Annotated in this window: 16 protein-coding genes and 3 tRNA genes; 6 read left to right on the top strand and 13 right to left on the bottom strand. The window is 47.8% G+C overall.

The window, feature by feature from the left end:
- Positions 1–117: 117 nt before the first annotated feature.
- From skT53_RS12955 to yycF, 5 genes are read right to left on the bottom strand one after another with little or no spacing between them, the layout of a single operon-like run.
- Positions 118–942, bottom strand: coding sequence for an MBL fold metallo-hydrolase (locus skT53_RS12955; protein ID WP_200757634.1), 825 nt, complete (start codon positions 940–942; stop codon positions 118–120).
- A gap of 25 nt (positions 943–967) precedes the next feature.
- Entirely contained in the window at positions 968–1,771 is an 804-nt protein-coding gene (yycI, locus tag skT53_RS12950; RefSeq protein WP_200757626.1) for a two-component system regulatory protein YycI, read from the bottom strand.
- Between the two features lie 3 nt (positions 1,772–1,774).
- On the bottom strand, positions 1,775–3,046 hold the full coding sequence (gene yycH / locus skT53_RS12945; RefSeq protein WP_200757616.1) for a two-component system activity regulator YycH: 1,272 nt from the start codon (positions 3,044–3,046) through the stop codon (positions 1,775–1,777).
- Entirely contained in the window at positions 3,043–4,803 is a 1,761-nt protein-coding gene (locus skT53_RS12940) for an ATP-binding protein (RefSeq protein WP_200757614.1), read from the bottom strand. Before skT53_RS12940 ends, yycH begins: the two co-directional genes overlap by 4 nt.
- A gap of 4 nt (positions 4,804–4,807) precedes the next feature.
- Positions 4,808–5,494: a response regulator YycF gene (yycF, locus tag skT53_RS12935; protein ID WP_200757612.1), complete on the bottom strand. Its 687-nt coding sequence runs from the start codon at positions 5,492–5,494 to the stop codon at positions 4,808–4,810.
- A 133-nt stretch (positions 5,495–5,627) separates the two neighbouring features.
- Between yycF and skT53_RS12930 the strand changes: the two genes are divergently transcribed.
- From skT53_RS12930 to skT53_RS12920, 3 genes are read left to right on the top strand one after another with little or no spacing between them, the layout of a single operon-like run.
- Entirely contained in the window at positions 5,628–5,831 is a 204-nt protein-coding gene (locus tag skT53_RS12930; RefSeq protein ID WP_200757610.1) for a hypothetical protein, read from the top strand.
- Positions 5,828–6,259, top strand: coding sequence for a hypothetical protein (locus skT53_RS12925; protein ID WP_226375211.1), 432 nt, complete (start codon positions 5,828–5,830; stop codon positions 6,257–6,259). Before skT53_RS12930 ends, skT53_RS12925 begins: the two co-directional genes overlap by 4 nt.
- Entirely contained in the window at positions 6,259–6,477 is a 219-nt protein-coding gene (locus tag skT53_RS12920) for a hypothetical protein (protein WP_200757608.1), read from the top strand. The genes skT53_RS12925 and skT53_RS12920 overlap by 1 nt, the downstream gene beginning before the upstream one ends.
- A 62-nt stretch (positions 6,478–6,539) precedes the next feature.
- Here skT53_RS12920 and skT53_RS12915 read toward each other — a convergent pair.
- The 8 genes from skT53_RS12915 to skT53_RS12880 all read right to left on the bottom strand — a co-directional run bounded on the left by skT53_RS12915 (position 6,540) and on the right by skT53_RS12880 (position 12,875).
- A tRNA-Phe gene (locus skT53_RS12915) sits at positions 6,540–6,615 on the bottom strand.
- Between the two features lie 15 nt (positions 6,616–6,630).
- A tRNA-Glu gene (locus skT53_RS12910) sits at positions 6,631–6,705 on the bottom strand.
- A gap of 5 nt (positions 6,706–6,710) precedes the next feature.
- Positions 6,711–6,786 (bottom strand) — tRNA-Lys (locus skT53_RS12905).
- A 134-nt stretch (positions 6,787–6,920) separates the two neighbouring features.
- Positions 6,921–8,210: an adenylosuccinate synthase gene (locus tag skT53_RS12900; RefSeq protein ID WP_200757606.1), complete on the bottom strand. Its 1,290-nt coding sequence runs from the start codon at positions 8,208–8,210 to the stop codon at positions 6,921–6,923.
- Between the two features lie 489 nt (positions 8,211–8,699).
- Positions 8,700–10,040, bottom strand: a complete 1,341-nt coding sequence (gene dnaB / locus skT53_RS12895; RefSeq protein ID WP_200757604.1) for a replicative DNA helicase — start codon at positions 10,038–10,040, stop codon at positions 8,700–8,702.
- A gap of 24 nt (positions 10,041–10,064) precedes the next feature.
- Positions 10,065–12,002 (bottom strand): Lon family ATP-dependent protease, encoded by a 1,938-nt coding sequence (gene lonC / locus skT53_RS12890; RefSeq protein ID WP_200757602.1) that lies wholly within the window; start codon positions 12,000–12,002, stop codon positions 10,065–10,067.
- Positions 12,003–12,008: 6 nt separating this feature from the next.
- A complete protein-coding gene (gene rplI / locus skT53_RS12885; RefSeq protein WP_200757600.1) occupies positions 12,009–12,452 on the bottom strand; it encodes a 50S ribosomal protein L9 in 444 nt (147 codons plus the stop codon).
- Positions 12,453–12,560: 108 nt separating this feature from the next.
- Complete coding sequence (locus tag skT53_RS12880; RefSeq protein ID WP_200757598.1) at positions 12,561–12,875, bottom strand: MazG-like family protein; 315 nt, start codon at positions 12,873–12,875, stop codon at positions 12,561–12,563.
- Between the two features lie 516 nt (positions 12,876–13,391).
- On the opposite strand from skT53_RS12880, the gene qoxA reads away from it, so the two are divergent.
- From qoxA to qoxC, 3 genes are read left to right on the top strand one after another with little or no spacing between them, the layout of a single operon-like run.
- Positions 13,392–14,288 (top strand): cytochrome aa3 quinol oxidase subunit II, encoded by an 897-nt coding sequence (gene qoxA / locus skT53_RS12875; RefSeq protein WP_200757595.1) that lies wholly within the window; start codon positions 13,392–13,394, stop codon positions 14,286–14,288.
- A gap of 32 nt (positions 14,289–14,320) precedes the next feature.
- Positions 14,321–16,276, top strand: a complete 1,956-nt coding sequence (qoxB, locus tag skT53_RS12870) for a cytochrome aa3 quinol oxidase subunit I (protein WP_200757590.1) — start codon at positions 14,321–14,323, stop codon at positions 16,274–16,276.
- Positions 16,276–16,872 carry a cytochrome aa3 quinol oxidase subunit III gene (qoxC, locus tag skT53_RS12865; RefSeq protein ID WP_200757580.1) on the top strand — a complete coding sequence of 199 codons (597 nt, stop codon included), beginning with the start codon at positions 16,276–16,278 and terminating at the stop codon, positions 16,870–16,872. The genes qoxB and qoxC overlap by 1 nt, the downstream gene beginning before the upstream one ends.
- Position 16,873: the final 1 nt, after the last annotated feature.

The following is a 16,873-nucleotide window of genomic DNA, read 5'->3' as shown; positions in this document are numbered from 1 at the left end:
ACCGAAACGGGTTCGGTTCTTAAACCATTCTAACCCGGTTGCTTTAAATCTTCATTAAATTAAAAAGGCTCTTTTACTTAAAGAGCCAAATTTAACCACTTGTGTGAACTCGTTCGATTACCGGGGTTTTACTTCGTACAACGGCGTCGGTTTATCCGGGTGAGTCCGGTGTAAGCGCACAGCTTTGCTGTTTTTGTCGAGAATTTCCTGAACGGTAACTTCCGCCAAATCCGGAAAATTGTTTTCCTGCGACAGGTGAGCCAGCCACACATCTTTCGTCTGCTCCGACATAATATCGATCAGCGCCTCACCGGCTGCTTCATTTGACAGATGGCCTTTATCGCTGAGAATCCTTTTTTTGAGATACCAGGGATATGGGCCAACCCGCAACATATTGACATCATGATTGCTTTCTAAAATATAGGCGTCCGAATCGGCAATCATTTCTTTCACGCGCGAACTCATATACCCCAGATCTGTAGCCAGCGTGAGTTTGCTGGAACCATGATACATTATGTAACCGACCGGTTCACGGGCATCGTGCGAAAGGGGAAACGGCACGACCAGCAAATCCTCGAATTCAAGCGGTTCACCCACCTGCACGATCTTCCGGAATGCCACATCATAATCTTTCATCAGCCCATGCAAATCATGCCACGATCCTTCTGTAGCGTATATGGGGATCTCCGGGCACGAATCCGATTTTTTCCGCCTCTCGCTCATTACTTTGCGGGCCACCACACCGACCCCTTTGATATGATCCGAATGCTCATGCGTCACCAGGACGGCATCCAGCTTGTCCAAAGAAACGGCAACTTCATTCATCGCCGCTTCAATCTGCTTGCAAGTCACGCCCGCATCGATCAGGATTCGGGTTTTGTCCGTTTCCACATAAACCGCATTCCCCGAACTCCCGCTTGCAAGCACACTAAACCGCAACATTCCATGACCTCCTGCCAACTATCCGTCAATGCTCCATTTCCACTTCACCAGTCAAGGCATTCACATAGAAAATTTCCTGATCGCTTTCGATCCGCCAGACCGGAGCCAAAAACCATTCTTCGGTATGAAACGGCTTGCTGTAATAACCCAACCGAATATCTCGTATAACTCTATTATCGGACCTCCTGCCAAATTTGTCTATCGACTCGGACAAGGATCGCAAGGCGTGAACAGACGATAGTACCTGTTTCTTCGTCCCGCCTTCCCCAATGACAGCCAGCAGCGTTTGCCGATATTGCGTCACCTGGTTGTCCTGCACATACACATCAAGCGGCGCGGAAAAAATCGGATAGCCCTCATACCACGGGAGATATCGCAAAAATCCGCTTCCTTTCCCGTACGGGGTCTTGCGGTCAAACCGGTAGTCAGCGTCTGACCTGATTTTGGCGGCCATAAGACTTCCTACCTTGTCTCCTGCCGCCGCTTCTTCGAAATCCAGCGAAACCGGGTTGTTCAAGGAAACCCTGATTTCTGCCTCATCCTTGTACAGAACAGTTCCGCCTGCCTGAGTTGGCTCTTTCCCTGCTTCCGTGTCGACTGACTGACGCTTCACATGCAGCAAGCCCAATTCCGGCGTATCCTTCGGCACCTCGGTCTGCAGTTTCCAATTTTGGGAAGCAAACAGTTGCTTTACTTCCGCCAACTGCTCCGAATACGACTGCACATACCCAGCCTGTTCCGACCGAATTCGCCAATACTGATACCCCATCACGATGTCGAGCAGGAGAAAGGTCAAGATCAGATACGATTTAGCCCGGCTCCAGTCCATCTGTCATTCCTCCCGCCCTGGCCAGGTTGCTCCCGTTATTGCATCAAATACGGCGAGTGAGTGGTCTACATGTGAGATCTTCCAAACCGGCCTTAGACGGAGTTCGCCATTTGCCAGGATAGCACCGTAAACCAGCTCCATTTTGCCGACCTGTTTCCAATCTTTCACGGGCGGCGGCTTCACTTCCGCCATCTCCGATTGCAACTGCGCCCCCAAATAGACCGTATTCCGCTTCATCTCCACCACTTCATTGCCGGACAAAGCAACATCCACCGTTGTCAGTTCGCTCTCAATCGGCAATCCGTTGCGATACGAACGAAATCGGTATATGCGATTGCCTTCCGGAAACTCTTCCGATTGCACGAGAAAGGCGTTTTGCAGGCCGCCATGATCATTCACGAACGAGACCGCTCTCTGCAGTTTCACATCTGGTAGAGAATCAGGCGACTCCGCTTCCATCGGCAGTGAAAATGTGTATCGGATCTCTTGCCCGTCTGCACCGATTTGCACGGTTCGATTGCCGTCCGTCACCAATACGGAACCATCCCGCTCCTGAATTCGGCGAGGCAGCGTAGGATCGACGAAAAAGGATCTCGCCAGCCAGTCACTCGGTAGGTTCATCACTTCATATGTCACCAGAGGAACCTGCAGATTTTCTTTCGGAACAAAAATCGGCCCGCTGCTCCCGGCCTCTTTTTCATATTTAGGCAATGCCTCCCACTGTGCCATTTGCTCAAAAAGCGGGGATTGCCCCCCGATTGTCGCCTGCCAGGCAGTGGTTCCCCCATCAGTCAGCCACAGGTGGAATCCATCCGTATCCTGAAACATGACGATCGAGCGGACTTGCACGTGGGTGGAAGTTCGGTCCGGCATTTTGACGATTTTGGAAAGCTGTTCGCCGGTGAGCGCCAATCCAAAATGAAAGTGAATGTGCGGCAGCATGTCCACTTTTTGCTGGAACGCCGCTGCCTCCTGAACCGGTTCCCATTCACCCGCGGTTGTCTTACGCAGCGCCTCCCAAGCCTTTTCATAAGGAACGCTGAAAGGTGTCAGCAACGTAAGCGATTGGTCTGGCAGCCGCACTTCGACCTGATCCGGACGCAGCAATTCCTCAACGCTCTTGGTAAAGCCAAATGCCGGGTTTGGCACGAAACCTCCCGCGTCGACCCATTCGGCTGGCGGAGCCGTGTTCCATAGTCCAAATGTCAATACTAACGACAGCGCGACCAGCAAAACCAAAGCAGCATCTTTGATCCGTTCCCCCATTTGATTCATCCGACCGCCTCCTGTTTCGCAAGAGGCAGCGTGAAGAACACGGTCGTCCCTTTCTGCAGAGCGCTTTCCAACCAAATTTTGCCGCCATGCGCCTGGATAATCTGTTTGGCAATCGACAATCCCAGTCCACTTCCGCCCAAACTTCGCGAACGTGCTTTATCCACGCGGTAGAATCGTTCGAAAATGCGGGGGAGATGAGCGGCTGGTATCCCCATCCCCGTGTCCTTGACCATGATTTCCAACTGATCGTCTTTCACCTTGGCAGCCAGATGAATACTGCCCCTTGCTGACGTATGCATGATTGCATTGGATACCAGATTGTCCAAGACTTGGTCCAGCTTGTCCGGATCGGCCCAGACCTGCGGCAGATTGGGGCCTGCTTCCACATACAACGAAATTTCTCTTTCCCTGCACTGAATCGCAAACCGGTCCGCCACATCGTCCAATAGACGCACCAGATCGGTCGACTGATACGACCATTGCGCTTTTCCCGCATCCATTCGGGATAAATGGAGCAGTTCACTGACCATGCGGACAATTCGGTCCGTTTCGTTCCCAATTACCTGCAGAAACCTTTTGCGCAGCGACGGGTCCTCATCTGCCCCACTGTTGAGCGCTTCCACATAACTTTTAATGGTCGTCAGCGGCGTTCGAATTTCGTGCGATACATTCGCAATAAAATCGCGACGGCTCTGTTCCTCCCGTTCCGTTTCCGTCACATCCCGAATCACAATCGCAAATCCCGCCTGCCCCTGATCCCCCCGCAGCGCCGATCCGTACGCCTGCAAAATCCGTCCATTTGGCCCGGCAAACTGCAGTTCCCGACCAGACAGCAATCGGCTGTCTCCATCCGTTTCGCTCTTCAAAATACTGGACAGCGGCTGGCCAACCGGATCTTCCTCACAGCCCAACAGATATTTGGCTGTTGGATTGACCAACAATACGATCCGTTGCGAATCGACAGCGATCACTCCATCACTCAAATGAGTTAAAATAGCCTCCAGTTTCTGGCGCTCTTGCTCATTTTCAAAAAGCGCGCTGCGCAACCGTTCGACGAGAAAATTAAACGCTTCTCCCAACTGACCGATCTCATCATCGCTTCTTATGACTACCGTTTGGTGGTAATCCCCTTTGGCCATCGCATTCGCTTTCCTGGTAATCTCAACAATCGGATTGGTGATGGTTTGTGCCAAAGCGACACCCAACACCGCAGTGAGAACAAGTGCGATTACCAATCCGGTATAAAACATCATGTTTATCTCTTTCACCGTTTTATAAATTTGCGTCATGGGAGCAACCATGTAGACCGCCCCAATCACTTCCGAACCGTTTTTAACGGGAACCGACAAAAACGTATAACGCTGCCCCGACCCGGCATCCTCACGAATCACCTCGTCTTTTGTACCGGACAATGCATGGGTCACCTCCGGCCGCAACCGTTTCTGTCCTATGTAGGAACGATTGGCTGTGGTAGCCACTATTGTCCCGTTTTTGTTAATAACGTAAATTTCCGATTCTGAAGCAAACGCACCGATTAGATTGTTTATATCCTGCGCAAGATCATTTGTAATTTCCTTACCCATGTATTGTTGCAATTGGGCGGAAAGAAACCGTGCCTGTGTGTTGATTGTTGTCGAAAAATTTCCAAGGAAATACGAGTTGACCGACCTCACAAAGTACACGCCGATTAACTGCATGGCGAACAAAATGAGCAGAAGGTAAATCAGCACCAGTTTGCTGCGGATGCTGCGAAACATGGGCCTACCCCCTCAGCAGATATCCGACCCCGCGCTTTGTCAGAATATACTGCGGTTCTCCGGGATCTGACTCAATTTTTTCACGAAGGCGTCTTACAGCGACATCAACCGTCCGGATATCGCCGATATAATTATAGCCCCACACTTGTTCCAGCAAATGTTCCCGCGTCAAAACTTTACCCCGGTGACGCGCCAGATAAACCAGCAGTTCAAATTCCCGATGCGTCAGTTCTACCGGCTGTTCCTGCCTGTTCACCGTATAGGTTGCTGTATCAATCAACAATTCCCCGATTTCGTATTTCGGTTTTGTGATTGGAAAGGGGCCGGTCGGCAACCGACGCAAATTTGCTTTAATTCTGGCTAACAATTCACGGTTGGAAAAAGGCTTTGTCACATAGTCGTCTGCCCCGATTTCAAGACCCAGGACTTTATCAATCTCTTCATCGCGAGCCGTTAGCATGATAATGGGAACAGCATAAGCTGAACGGATTTCCTGACAAACCTGAAATCCATCCTTTTTGGGAAGCATCAGATCAAGCAAAATCAAATCCGGCTGTTCCTGGAACACCTTTTCCACCGCCTCTTCTCCATCATGGGCGATAGTCACCAGATACCCTTCTTTTTCAAGTGAATATTTCAGAATGTCAGCAATCGGATGCTCGTCTTCGACCACTAAAATTTTCGAACTCATACGACCGCCTCCCTCTCTCCCCTCTGTCTCTTTATTTACTTCCATTGCGCTGTTAAAATTCCTCCCCTACACGGTCTGAGAATAGCCTGCATCCGCTTGGCGAACAATAGAAACACTGCGAGGAGGGATGAAATTGGACCAACCTACAGACAAACTTCCAAAACGATTACAACCCGAACAGGCTCAATTGACTTCAGAGGCCGAACTGAACCTTCAAGCGGAGGCAAACGCGGCTGCAGATTCGATAACAGGCGTCGAAACACAAATGAACGGTCTGGAATACTTCGCTACGCTACGCGGGCAGAATGCGGAATACAGAAAGGAATCAGGCGAATGAACGAGAATCAAAATCAAAGTGTGCAACCGTATCCGACCAGACAACCACTCACGCGATTTGATCCGGATAAGGAACAGTTAATTTTGGCCTCGTTTTCTGAATGGGAAAGAGCCGAGCAGACAAAGAAACAATTAAACAAAATGGGCATCGAAACCATTCAGATTGATCGCGTATCGCCATACCCTGGGGAACCTACAGAACAACTGGAGAATCCGATTACCGGCAATATTCCCAGTCTGGCTGAATTGTCATTAGGTACCCAACCTTCCGGGCGTACCCCCCGAATTTTATTGGCAGCCGATCCGGCCGCAAGCGGCATGGCAGGCGAGCATGTAACAGGGGAAAGCGTTCTGCTCACTGTCGTTTGCGCGAAAAATAAGGTGGAACAAGCAGTACAAACAATCCGATCAAATGGAGGGAATACCTGATGGATCGCAATCAATTTGAACACCTCGGCAATCAGCTTCGCGACCTGGGTCACCGCCGCCGTGAACTGGCGGAGGAAATCTTCAACGAAGTGCGGGAAGGAGACGCCATTAGTTCCCGCAGTTTGTATCAGAAACTCAGTTCCGTTTCGGAACAGGCGATTACATTAATGAACAAGCAAAAAGAGATGCTGGATCAAGAGTTGAATCAACTCACGTAACGTAACAATCACATCACATCAAAAAGGGGGCTTCCCAAAAATGGGCTAGCCCCCTTCCTGAATGGTGGCTCGGGACGGAATCGAACCGCCGACACGAGGATTTTCAGTCCTCTGCTCTACCAACTGAGCTACCGAGCCAACTATATAGTTGTTTGGTGACCCCAAGGGGATTCGAACCCCTGTTACCGCCGTGAAAGGGCGGTGTCTTAACCGCTTGACCATGGGGCCAAAAATGGTGAGCCATGCTGGACTCGAACCAGCGACACCCTGATTAAAAGTCAGGTGCTCTACCGACTGAGCTAATGGCTCTTTTGTCGTCCTCATCTGTGCGATTGACATGTGATCGCGACGACAAGATGTATATTATCACGAAGGCTGTTCGCAGTGCAACCCTTTTTTGCTGGAATTCTTGGATAAAATCCACCGTGAAAAAACAGCGCCTTTTAAGCGCTGTATACATCCATCATTGGAACCGTCTGTTCCCGATTCGGGCCAATCGAGAAGATGGCTAACGGGACACCTGTCGTTTCCACTATTTTTTCGATGTAAGCTTGTGTATTCCGAGGCAGGTCCTGATACGAACGGACACCCGAAATATCTTCATCCCACCCCGGCAAAGTTTCATATACCGGTTCACACTCGGCCAGTACTTTCAGGCTGGTGGGGAATTCCGCAAGCACTTCACCTTTATACCGATAGGCAGTACATACTTTCAGTTCTTTCAACCCGGTCAAAATATCCAGTCGCGTAATCGCCATTCCGTCCAGTCCCGATACACGGCGTGCGTGACGAACCACAAGCGCGTCAAACCATCCGACACGCCGCGGGCGTCCGGTCGTGGTTCCATATTCGTGCCCGTGCTCCCGAATGTACTCCCCTGTTTCATCCAACAGTTCGGTCGGAAACGGTCCGTCTCCCACCCGGGAACTGTATGCTTTTACCACGCCGATTACTTTGTTGATTTTCGTTGGCCCCACGCCAGAACCGATACAAACTCCGCCGGCAACCGGATTTGATGACGTTACATAAGGATAGGTGCCTTGGTCGATATCAAGCATTGACGCTTGCGCCCCTTCAAACAGCACATCTTTGCCGGCATCGATCGATTCGTTTAACACCACCGACGTGTCGGCTACATAGGGTCGCAGCACATCTGCATAGCCCAGATATTCTTTATAGACCTCTTCATAATCAAACCCGGCTGCGTCGTACAGCTTTTCAAAAACACGGTTTTTCTCCTGCAGGTTCCGCTTCAGTTTCACTGAAAACTCTTCTGCATCCAACAGGTCTACCATACGAATTCCCATTCGAGCCGCTTTGTCCATATAAGCAGGCCCGATTCCCTTACGCGTAGTGCCGATTTTATTTGCGCCCTTGCTTTCCTCTTCCAATTCATCCAATCGAATATGGTACGGCATCACGATGTGAGCCCGATCCGAAATTCGCAAATTGTCAGTTGATACACCGTTATTTTTAAGATATGTTAACTCTTCTACCAATGCTTTCGGGTTTACAACCATACCGTTTCCGATCACACAAATTTTATCTGGGTAAAAGATCCCGGATGGAATCAGGTGCAGTTTAAACTGTTTTCCTCCGATTGAGATGGTGTGACCCGCGTTGTTTCCTCCTTGGTAACGGGCCACCACTCCCGCCTTTTCCGCCAAGTAGTCGGTGATTTTGCCTTTTCCTTCATCGCCCCATTGCGTACCTACCACCACTAAGGTTGCCATGCGGCAACACCTCCATATCTTTTACAATCACCTAACGGAGTAAATTCATACAGAAATACCCTTTGTGAGTGTAGCAAGAAACGCAACGATCGTCAAGCAAAAACACGAACAATTATACATTAAATTATAAATTTGTTCGTATCACTGATTGTCCGGAAAAGATCAGCTTGTTTCGCTTCAAAAGAAATGTTCACAAATTGTTCAAAAAGTGATACAATCAATTTACATTTCGTATACAAACTAACTTGTCAACTCAATTAAAGGAGGTATGTTTTATGCGAAATATCACAGCTTTTCTTAAAGGGTTTGCCCTCTCATTCGGAATGGTATTCGTATTTCCATTCCTGTCGATCCAGCAAGTCGTCAACTACTTTACAGATATTATGTAACACCTCGCCGAATAGGCGATTTTTTTTTTTGCGTACAAGTAAAATTTTGCGCGCGTTGCTTACAAGAAAAAATCGGCCTGCACGTGGCAAAGCCGATCGGTTAACTGACCGCCTCTCTTTCCAAAGAGACGAACTTGTTGAAGTTTTTAAGGAATACCAACTCCACTTTGCCGGTTGGGCCGTTCCGTTGTTTGGCAATAATGATTTCAATGATATTTTTCTTTTCCGATTCAGGATTGTAATAATCATCCCGATACAAAAACGCGACAATGTCAGCGTCCTGCTCAATACTCCCCGATTCCCGCAGGTCGGACAACATCGGGCGTTTATCCTGCCGCTGTTCTACCGAACGGCTTAACTGAGACAACGCCACCACAGGCACATCCAGTTCCCTTGCGATCATTTTCAGCGTTCGGGAAATTTCGGAAATTTCCTGCTGCCGGTTATCACTTCGCCCTCGACCTTGAATCAACTGCAAATAGTCGATCAATATCATGCCAAGCCCATGCTCTTGTTTCAGCCGCCTGCACTTGGAACGTATGTCAGACACCGTAACACCCGGCGAATCATCAATAAAAATCGGCGCTTCCGCCAACGTGCTGACCGCCATCGTTAATTTCGGCCAATCATCGTCTTCCATAAATCCGGTCCGCAATTTGCCTGCATCTAGCATGGCTTCCGCGCACAAAATCCGCTGCACCAATTGTTCCTTCGACATTTCCAATGAGAAAATCGCGACTGGAACACCGGCGCGGGCCGCTACATTCTGCGCGATATTCAAGGAAAACGCGGTTTTGCCCACCGAAGGACGGGCTGCCACAATAATCAAATCGGATCGTTGAAATCCAGACGTCATTCGGTCCAAATCCGGGTAGCCTGTCGGTACTCCTGTAACGCCACCCTTGTTGGCAAACAGAAATTCGATCCGTTCGAACGTAGACAGCAGCACATCTTTAATTGGCGTAAATCCCCGGCCGACCCGTTCATTCGACAGATCCATAATGCGCCGTTCCGCATCGTCAATCAATGCCACCACATCATCCGTACCCTCATAGCCAGATGTGGCAATCTGTGTGGCCGTCCGGATCAGACGGCGCAAAACCGCTTTTTCCTTGACAATGTTTGCATAGTAATCGGCGTTAGACGCTGTCGGAACCACATTGGCCAAGGTGGCCAAATAAGAAACGCCGCCGACCTCTTCAATCTGCGCCAAATTTTGCAAATGAGCCGTTAACGTAACAATATCGACCGGCTCTCCCCGCTCCGCAACTTCCACCATCCCGGCGAAAATCTTCTGGTGGCTGGCACGGTAAAAGTCTTCCGGTTTCAATAATTCGGTTACGGTAGTCAATACGTCAGGCTGCAACAGAACAGCCCCTAAAACGGCCTGTTCCGCTTCCGTATTTTGAGGAGGTATCCGCTCAATCAGTTGTTCGTCCAATGCAGCATCCTCCTTTTGCAGATACTAGCAAACTTTCAAAGGCTCTTGCTGAAATGCGATCGCCAAAACCTCTTCAATCGTACTGACCGTTGTGACTTGAATGCCTATCGTATCATTCGGCACGTCCGACGCATTTTCCTCCGGCACCAACACATGTGTCATTCCCGCCTGTCTGGCGCCAAAAATCTTTTCCACGATCCCGCCCACCGGCTTCACACGTCCTTGAATGGAAATTTCACCTGTGACTGCCAGTGTTTGAGGAATGGGTTTACCCGTTACTGCCGAGAAAGCAGCCAGAAAAATCGCTACACCGGCAGACGGACCGTCAATTCGACCGCCGCCTACCGCATTAATATGCACATCAAAATCGGACAGGTCCTGACCGGTCACACGCCGAAATACGGCTGCCGCGTTAAACACAGAGTCTTTCGCCATAGAACCGGCTGTATCATTGAAACGAAGCCGCCCTTTCCCTCTCTCTGGAGCAGGGAACGCCACCGCTTCAATTTCAATCACAGATCCCAGGAACCCGGCTACTCCCAATCCATTGACGCGCCCCACTTCCCATCGCGCCTGCTTTTTCTCACGGATATACGGATGCAGCCGACTCATCTGCAGCACATCTTCGACATCTTGGAGACAGATCAAATCGGTTTCTTCTCCCGTTTTACTTTCCCTATATTTCATCAAACCGTATGCATCAACCAGCACATTGACCGCTTTCCGTCCTTCTATCGTGTAGCGGGCAATCAACTCGGGCACGCCTGCTTCCACCGATACGCCAAGCCGTTCCCCCGCTCCCCGAATAATTTCCTCGACCTGGTTCGGCACCAACGGTTCAAAGAACACTTCCGTACAGCGAGAACGAAGCGCCGGATTGATTTCGGAAGGATCACGGGTCGTAGCCCCAATCAAAATAAAGTCTGCCGGCGCCCCTTCTTCAAACAGCTTCTTGATATATTTCGGCACGTTTTTGTCGTCCGGATCATAATAGGGCGAATCAAACTGCACCCGTTTGTCCTCCAGCACTTTTAACAGCTTGTTTTGCAAAATCGGATCCAGTTCCCCAATTTCATCAATAAACAGAACACCGCCATGCGCTTCTGTGACAAGCCCCAACTTGGGTTCAGGAATCGCCGTATCGGCCAAATCGCGACGCGCCCCTTGGTAAATCGGATCATGCACCGATCCAAGCAGCGGGTTGGTAATGTCGCGCGGATCCCATCGCAACGTAGTGCCATCTACCTCCACAAACGGAGCATCGGAAGCAAACGGCGTGTTCGCCAAGCGAGCCGCTTCCTGCAGCACGATCCTTGCAGCCGTCGTCTTCCCGACGCCTGGCGGTCCGTAAATGATCACATGCTGAGGGAACGGAGAAGCCAATTTGGAAATCAACGAACGAATTCCTTTTTCCTGACCCACGATTTCGGAGAGCGCCTTTGGTCGGATCAATTCCAGCGTGGAACGGGACAAGTGAATATGCTCCAGCTTTTCCAATTTGGCATACTTCTTTAGCGTCTGCGCATTTTCCGGGCCGGATTTTTCTTTAATCAGCTGCGTTCTGATTTCTTGCAGGTATTCCTCGTGGCGCTCCTGCATTTTGTCACTTACTTTCGCTTCAATTTCTTGCTCGACAGATCGCCTCGCAAGCATATCTGCCAACGCATCCTCAATCTCCTGCAAAACAACCGGGATTTGGTCTTTCCGCGGAATATCAGACAGATTTGGATTTTCAAACACGATCCGCTGCAACCCCAATACGCGTTCACCAAGATCAGATGAGCGCATCAAATGCAACGCTTCCAGCTTCCCCGCGCGAAGCACCAATTTATCCGCACCGTAAAGATTGCTCAGTATTCCAAAAAGCGCCGTTACCTGCCGCCGATACGCTTCCTCATTTTCAAGCTTTTGGTGAAGTGTACTGTTTGGAATCAGATGTAATTTTTCAAGCAGCTTTTTCATATTTTTTTACTCCGCCTGTACATGGACCCGCAGTTCAGCAGATACTTCCGGATGGAGTTTGACCGGAACAATCGTCGTACCCAAAGATTTAATCGGTTCATCCAAGACGATTTTGCGTTTGTCCACTTTTAGTTTCATCGTATCTAAAGCTTCCGCAATCTGTTTGGCCGTGACCGACCCAAACACGCGTCCACCTTCGCCTGCCTTTGTTTTTAGACTGACTGTCGTGTTTTCCAAAACGGCCTTCAGCCGTTTCGCTTCTTCCAACTCTTCCTGCGCTCTTTTTTCCATTGCTTTGATTTGCGCATCCAGTTTCTTCAAGTTCCCGGCTGTAGCTTCCTCAGCCAACCCTTGACGAATCAAGACGTTTCTTGCGTAAGCGTCAGCCACTTCTTTGATTTCCCCTTTGGTTCCTTGTCCTTTTACATCTTTAAGAAAAATCACCTTCATAACAAGACCCCCTAACAACCTACAAAACTTCTACATTATTTATACCATGAAAGCCATCGTTTCGTATTCAAGCAAAATCTACGCAGATTGGAAATCTATTTAAATCGATTACTTCTTGTTTTGAAAATGCTCTTCAAGTATGCTTAGATCTTCTCTCCAGTCAAAAAACGCATCATCCATTTCAAGATTTTGTCGGATCTGCTCCCGTATTTGCGAGTCAAATTGCGAATACCGCATTCCCAGCCGCCGGGCCATCAGATAACTTAGCACGACCAGGTTCGCTAATCCGCCCTTTAACAACGTTTCGCTGCCTTGCTGAAAGCCGCGAAACAAGACGGCCACCGTCTCCACGACTTCCGTTTTCAACCATTCGATCATCTTAATATTTTTCGCAATATCCAGTTCCTTCTGGGTATCACGCACAGTCATCCCCTCCACCTGCTACCCGTTTACCTTCCACATGGGTTTCCGTTTCTCCTGCTACCGATTTTTGAATCACATTTCGCAAAAGCAGAGTATCACATTTATATGCCCTAAGAGATTAAAAAGAGGCCCTGTGGCCTCCTCGTTTAACTGTCCAATTCGTTTCTCACCAGAATCCGAAATGATAGCCGGTATAAGTTGTCTGCTGTTGACGGACAATCTGTCTGACTTTAGGGGGATACATCAGAATACACGTTCCCCCGATTTCTGCTCCCCCAGCCAAAAAAATAACAAAATGACTTACATGTTTTTCCTTCTAAATCTTTTCACAAAATCTTTGAGGTATTGTCACAAACCATGGAGTATTGGCGCTAAATCTTTGAAGGAACCTATGTTACTATCGGTAAAGAAAATAGTCATTACTTGTTGCACATTATTTTATTTTTTGTCCAGTCTGTGAAAAACGACACAAACTATCCTCGTACTATCCCTGTCCAGATGAAAGGAGAAGAAAAAATGAGATCAAAAAAAGGCATTTTGGTTTCACTATTAGTCGGTATACCAGCCTTATTGGTAAGCGGTTGCGGAAACCGATTAACGGTCTTGGATCCTAAAGGGCCTCAAGCTCAAACGCAAGCCGATGACATAATGTTATCTATTTGGATAATGTCGTTTATTGTCATTGCTGTCTTCGCACTTTTGGTATTTATGTTACTAAAATACCGTGCCTCTAAACAAAGTAAAGATTATGAACCACCTCACATTGAAGGGAATCCGATTGTGGAAGCGATTTGTGTGGGGATTCCAGTTTTAATTGTCATTTTTCTTTCAATTGTTTCTGTTCAAAGCAACAATAAAGTCGAGGCAACACCGCAAGGATACGAAGGTAAAGCACCATTAGTCATTTATGCTTCATCATCTAACTGGAAATGGCATTTCAGTTATCCTGAACAAGGTATCGAAACAGTTAATTATTTGTATATTCCAACAGACCGACCGCTTGAATTTAAACTTTATTCATACGGCCCGATCACCAGTTTCTGGATTCCACAACTTGGTGGACAAAAATACGCTATGAGCGACATGGTCAACACATTACACTTGGCGGCTGACGTTCCAGGTGAATACATGGGTCGAAATGCAAACTTCAGCGGGAAAGGATTCGCTGAAAATACGTTTGACGTCGAAGCAATGCCTCAATCCAAATTTGACGATTGGGTAAAAGAAGTGAAAGCCACCGCTCAACCTCTTACCAAAGAAAAATTCGATCAGTTATTAGAACCTGGTCACCTTGGAAAAGCAACATTCACTGGAACTCATTTGGATTTCAGCCCGCCCCCAACTGCTGAAAATGGCGGACATAATCATGGATCAAGCAATTCTAATGAACATTCAGAACACCATAATCAGTAACGAATCCAGTTCCCGAAAGGAGTCGAAAAAGTATGGATTTCTTCCATCGATTTGCCGTACCGCATCCAAACCCTGCGATTTACGCATCCATGGTTGCCATCGGTCTTACTGTTATCGCAATAGTTGCCGGCTTAACCTATTTTAAAAAATGGGGCTATCTATGGCGTGAATGGTTAACAACAGTAGACCATAAACGGATCGGTATTATGTATCTGATATCTGCCTTGCTCATGCTATTCCGTGGTGGCGCAGATGCTTTAATGATGCGTGCCCAGCTTGCTGTCCCTGAAAACACGCTGCTGGATGCTCAGCACTATAATGAAATTTTCACAACCCACGGCGTGGTTATGATCCTCTTTATGGCTATGCCATTCATTATGGCTTTAATGAACTTCGTTGTTCCATTGCAAATCGGAGCTCGTGACGTAGCGTTCCCACGTTTGAATGCACTAAGTTTTTGGTTGTTCTTCATGGGTGCGATGCTATTCAATATCTCTTTCGTAGTTGGCGGTTCTCCTGATGCAGGTTGGACCTCTTATTTCCCGCTTGCAGGTAATGAATTCAGCCAATCTGTAGGAACAAATTATTATATGATTTCTATTCAGATTGCCGGTATTGGTACATTAATGACTGGTATCAACTTTATGACTACCATCCTTAAAATGAGAGCACCTGGCATGACATTGATGAAAATGCCAATGTTTACATGGTCTGCTTTAATCGCTAACGTCATCATTGTTTTCGCTTTCCCTGTATTAACAGTGGCGCTTGCAATGGGGACAATGGATCGCCTGTTTGGAACACACTTCTTTACAACAAATAATGGCGGTATGGATATGCTTTGGGCAAACTTGTTCTGGGTTTGGGGACATCCTGAAGTGTATATCTTGATTCTGCCGGCATTCGGTATTTATAGTGAGGTTATTTCAACCTTTGCACGCCGTAACCTGTATGGCTATAAGTCTATGGTTGCCTCAATGGTTATCATCTCCCTACTTTCATTTTTAGTATGGGCGCACCATTTCTTTACTATGGGTCAGGGAGCAGTAGCTAACAGTATCTTCTCGATTACAACGATGGCAATTGCCGTTCCGACTGGGGTTAAGATCTTTAACTGGCTGTTCACGCTTTGGAAAGGGAAAATTGAAATTACCACTCCAATGCTTTATGCATTGCTTTTCATCCCGCTTTTCACAATCGGCGGGGTTACCGGGGTCATGCTTGGAATGTCAGCTGCTGACTACCAATACCATAATACTATGTTCTTGGTAGCTCACTTCCACATGGTTATTATTCCTGGTGTTGTATTTGCGATGCTGGCCGGTCTCACTTACTATTGGCCAAAAATGTTCGGTTTCATGCTCAATGAGAAAATCGGAAAATTGGCGGCATGGATTATCGCAGTCAGCACTCTTTTGGCATTCATGCCCATGTTCTTCTCCGGTTTAGATGGTCAGGCTCGACGGATGTATACCTACTCTGAAGCAACTGGATTTGGACCTTGGAACATGGTTGCGCTTGTCGGAGCACTTGGGCTTGCAGCAGGTTTTGTTTTGATCGTATACAACATCTACTACAGCACTCGTTATGCTTCAAGAGATATCAGTTCCGATCCGTGGGATGCGCGTACTCTCGAGTGGGCTACTCATACTCCGGTACCCGCATATAACTTTGCTGTTGTGCCGCAAGTTAATTCAATTGAAGCATTGTGGGATGCCAAGAAAAAAGGTCATGTATTATTCAAAGGCAAGTATGAAAAGATCCATATGCCAAATAGCAGTGGCGTCCCGTTTATCATGGGTGTTATCTTCTTCATCTGGGGCTTTGCGTTTGTATTCGCTATATGGCCTCTGGTAATCCTTTCGACAATCGGTATTTTTGCTTGTATGGCTCACCGTTCATTCGAGAAAGATCACGGCCATTACATTTCCGTTGAACAAATTGAAGAAATTGAAGGGACAGAAACAAAATTGCGAGGTGCTAACTAATGAAAATTGATCACTCGCTGCCACTTGAATACAGTACGGAAGAAAATCGCCTAAAAGTGTTAGGTTTTTGGATTTTCCTGGGTGCCGAAATCATGCTTTTTGCAACGCTTTTCGCGTCCTATTTCACATTAGTTGATCGTACGGGCAACGGCCCTTCTGGAGCAGAGATTTTCGAAATCACTCCCGTACTGATTGAAACTGTCGTGCTTTTAACAAGTAGTTTTACCATCGGTCTTGCAGTTCACGCGATGCGTCTCGGCAATAAGAAAGCGATGTTGTCATTTTTTGCTGTCACACTGCTTCTTGGTGCTGGATTCTTAGCGGTTGAAATTTCTGAATTCGTTCATTATGTTCACATTGGAGCAGGGATCCAAACCAGTGCATTTACATCGATCCTGTTAACAACATTAGGAACACATGGGGCGCACGTTACCTTAGGTTTTTTCTGGGGATTATCCATCATGCTGCAGGTTGCTAAGCGCGGATTGACTCCTGAAACAGCCAATAAATCGTTCATCTTCTCTCTTTACTGGCATTTCCTGGACGTAGTATGGATCTTCATCTTCAGCTTCATCTACCTGAAAGGAATGATGTAAA

Source organism: Effusibacillus dendaii (assembly GCF_015097055.1).
In the GTDB taxonomy this organism is placed as follows: domain Bacteria; phylum Bacillota; class Bacilli; order Tumebacillales; family Effusibacillaceae; genus Effusibacillus; species Effusibacillus dendaii.
The sequence above is the reverse complement of the archived record's forward strand: the minus strand, read 5'-3'. Positions and strand labels throughout refer to the sequence as shown.

What these genes read in the sequence shown, in the direction of transcription:
- skT53_RS12955 (WP_200757634.1), bottom strand. Translation starts at nt 942, where the DNA reads ATGTTGCGGTTTAGTGTGCTTGCAAGCGGGAGTTCGGGGAATGCGGTT.
- yycI (WP_200757626.1), bottom strand. Translation starts at nt 1,771, where the DNA reads ATGGACTGGAGCCGGGCTAAATCGTATCTGATCTTGACCTTTCTCCTG.
- yycH (WP_200757616.1), bottom strand. Translation starts at nt 3,046, where the DNA reads ATGAATCAAATGGGGGAACGGATCAAAGATGCTGCTTTGGTTTTGCTG.
- skT53_RS12940 (WP_200757614.1), bottom strand. Translation starts at nt 4,803, where the DNA reads ATGTTTCGCAGCATCCGCAGCAAACTGGTGCTGATTTACCTTCTGCTC.
- yycF (WP_200757612.1), bottom strand. Translation starts at nt 5,494, where the DNA reads ATGAGTTCGAAAATTTTAGTGGTCGAAGACGAGCATCCGATTGCTGAC.
- skT53_RS12925 (WP_226375211.1), top strand. Translation starts at nt 5,828, where the DNA reads ATGAACGAGAATCAAAATCAAAGTGTGCAACCGTATCCGACCAGACAA.
- skT53_RS12920 (WP_200757608.1), top strand. Translation starts at nt 6,259, where the DNA reads ATGGATCGCAATCAATTTGAACACCTCGGCAATCAGCTTCGCGACCTG.
- skT53_RS12900 (WP_200757606.1), bottom strand. Translation starts at nt 8,210, where the DNA reads ATGGCAACCTTAGTGGTGGTAGGTACGCAATGGGGCGATGAAGGAAAA.
- lonC (WP_200757602.1), bottom strand. Translation starts at nt 12,002, where the DNA reads ATGAAAAAGCTGCTTGAAAAATTACATCTGATTCCAAACAGTACACTT.
- rplI (WP_200757600.1), bottom strand. Translation starts at nt 12,452, where the DNA reads ATGAAGGTGATTTTTCTTAAAGATGTAAAAGGACAAGGAACCAAAGGG.
- qoxA (WP_200757595.1), top strand. Translation starts at nt 13,392, where the DNA reads ATGAGATCAAAAAAAGGCATTTTGGTTTCACTATTAGTCGGTATACCA.
- qoxB (WP_200757590.1), top strand. Translation starts at nt 14,321, where the DNA reads ATGGATTTCTTCCATCGATTTGCCGTACCGCATCCAAACCCTGCGATT.
- qoxC (WP_200757580.1), top strand. Translation starts at nt 16,276, where the DNA reads ATGAAAATTGATCACTCGCTGCCACTTGAATACAGTACGGAAGAAAAT.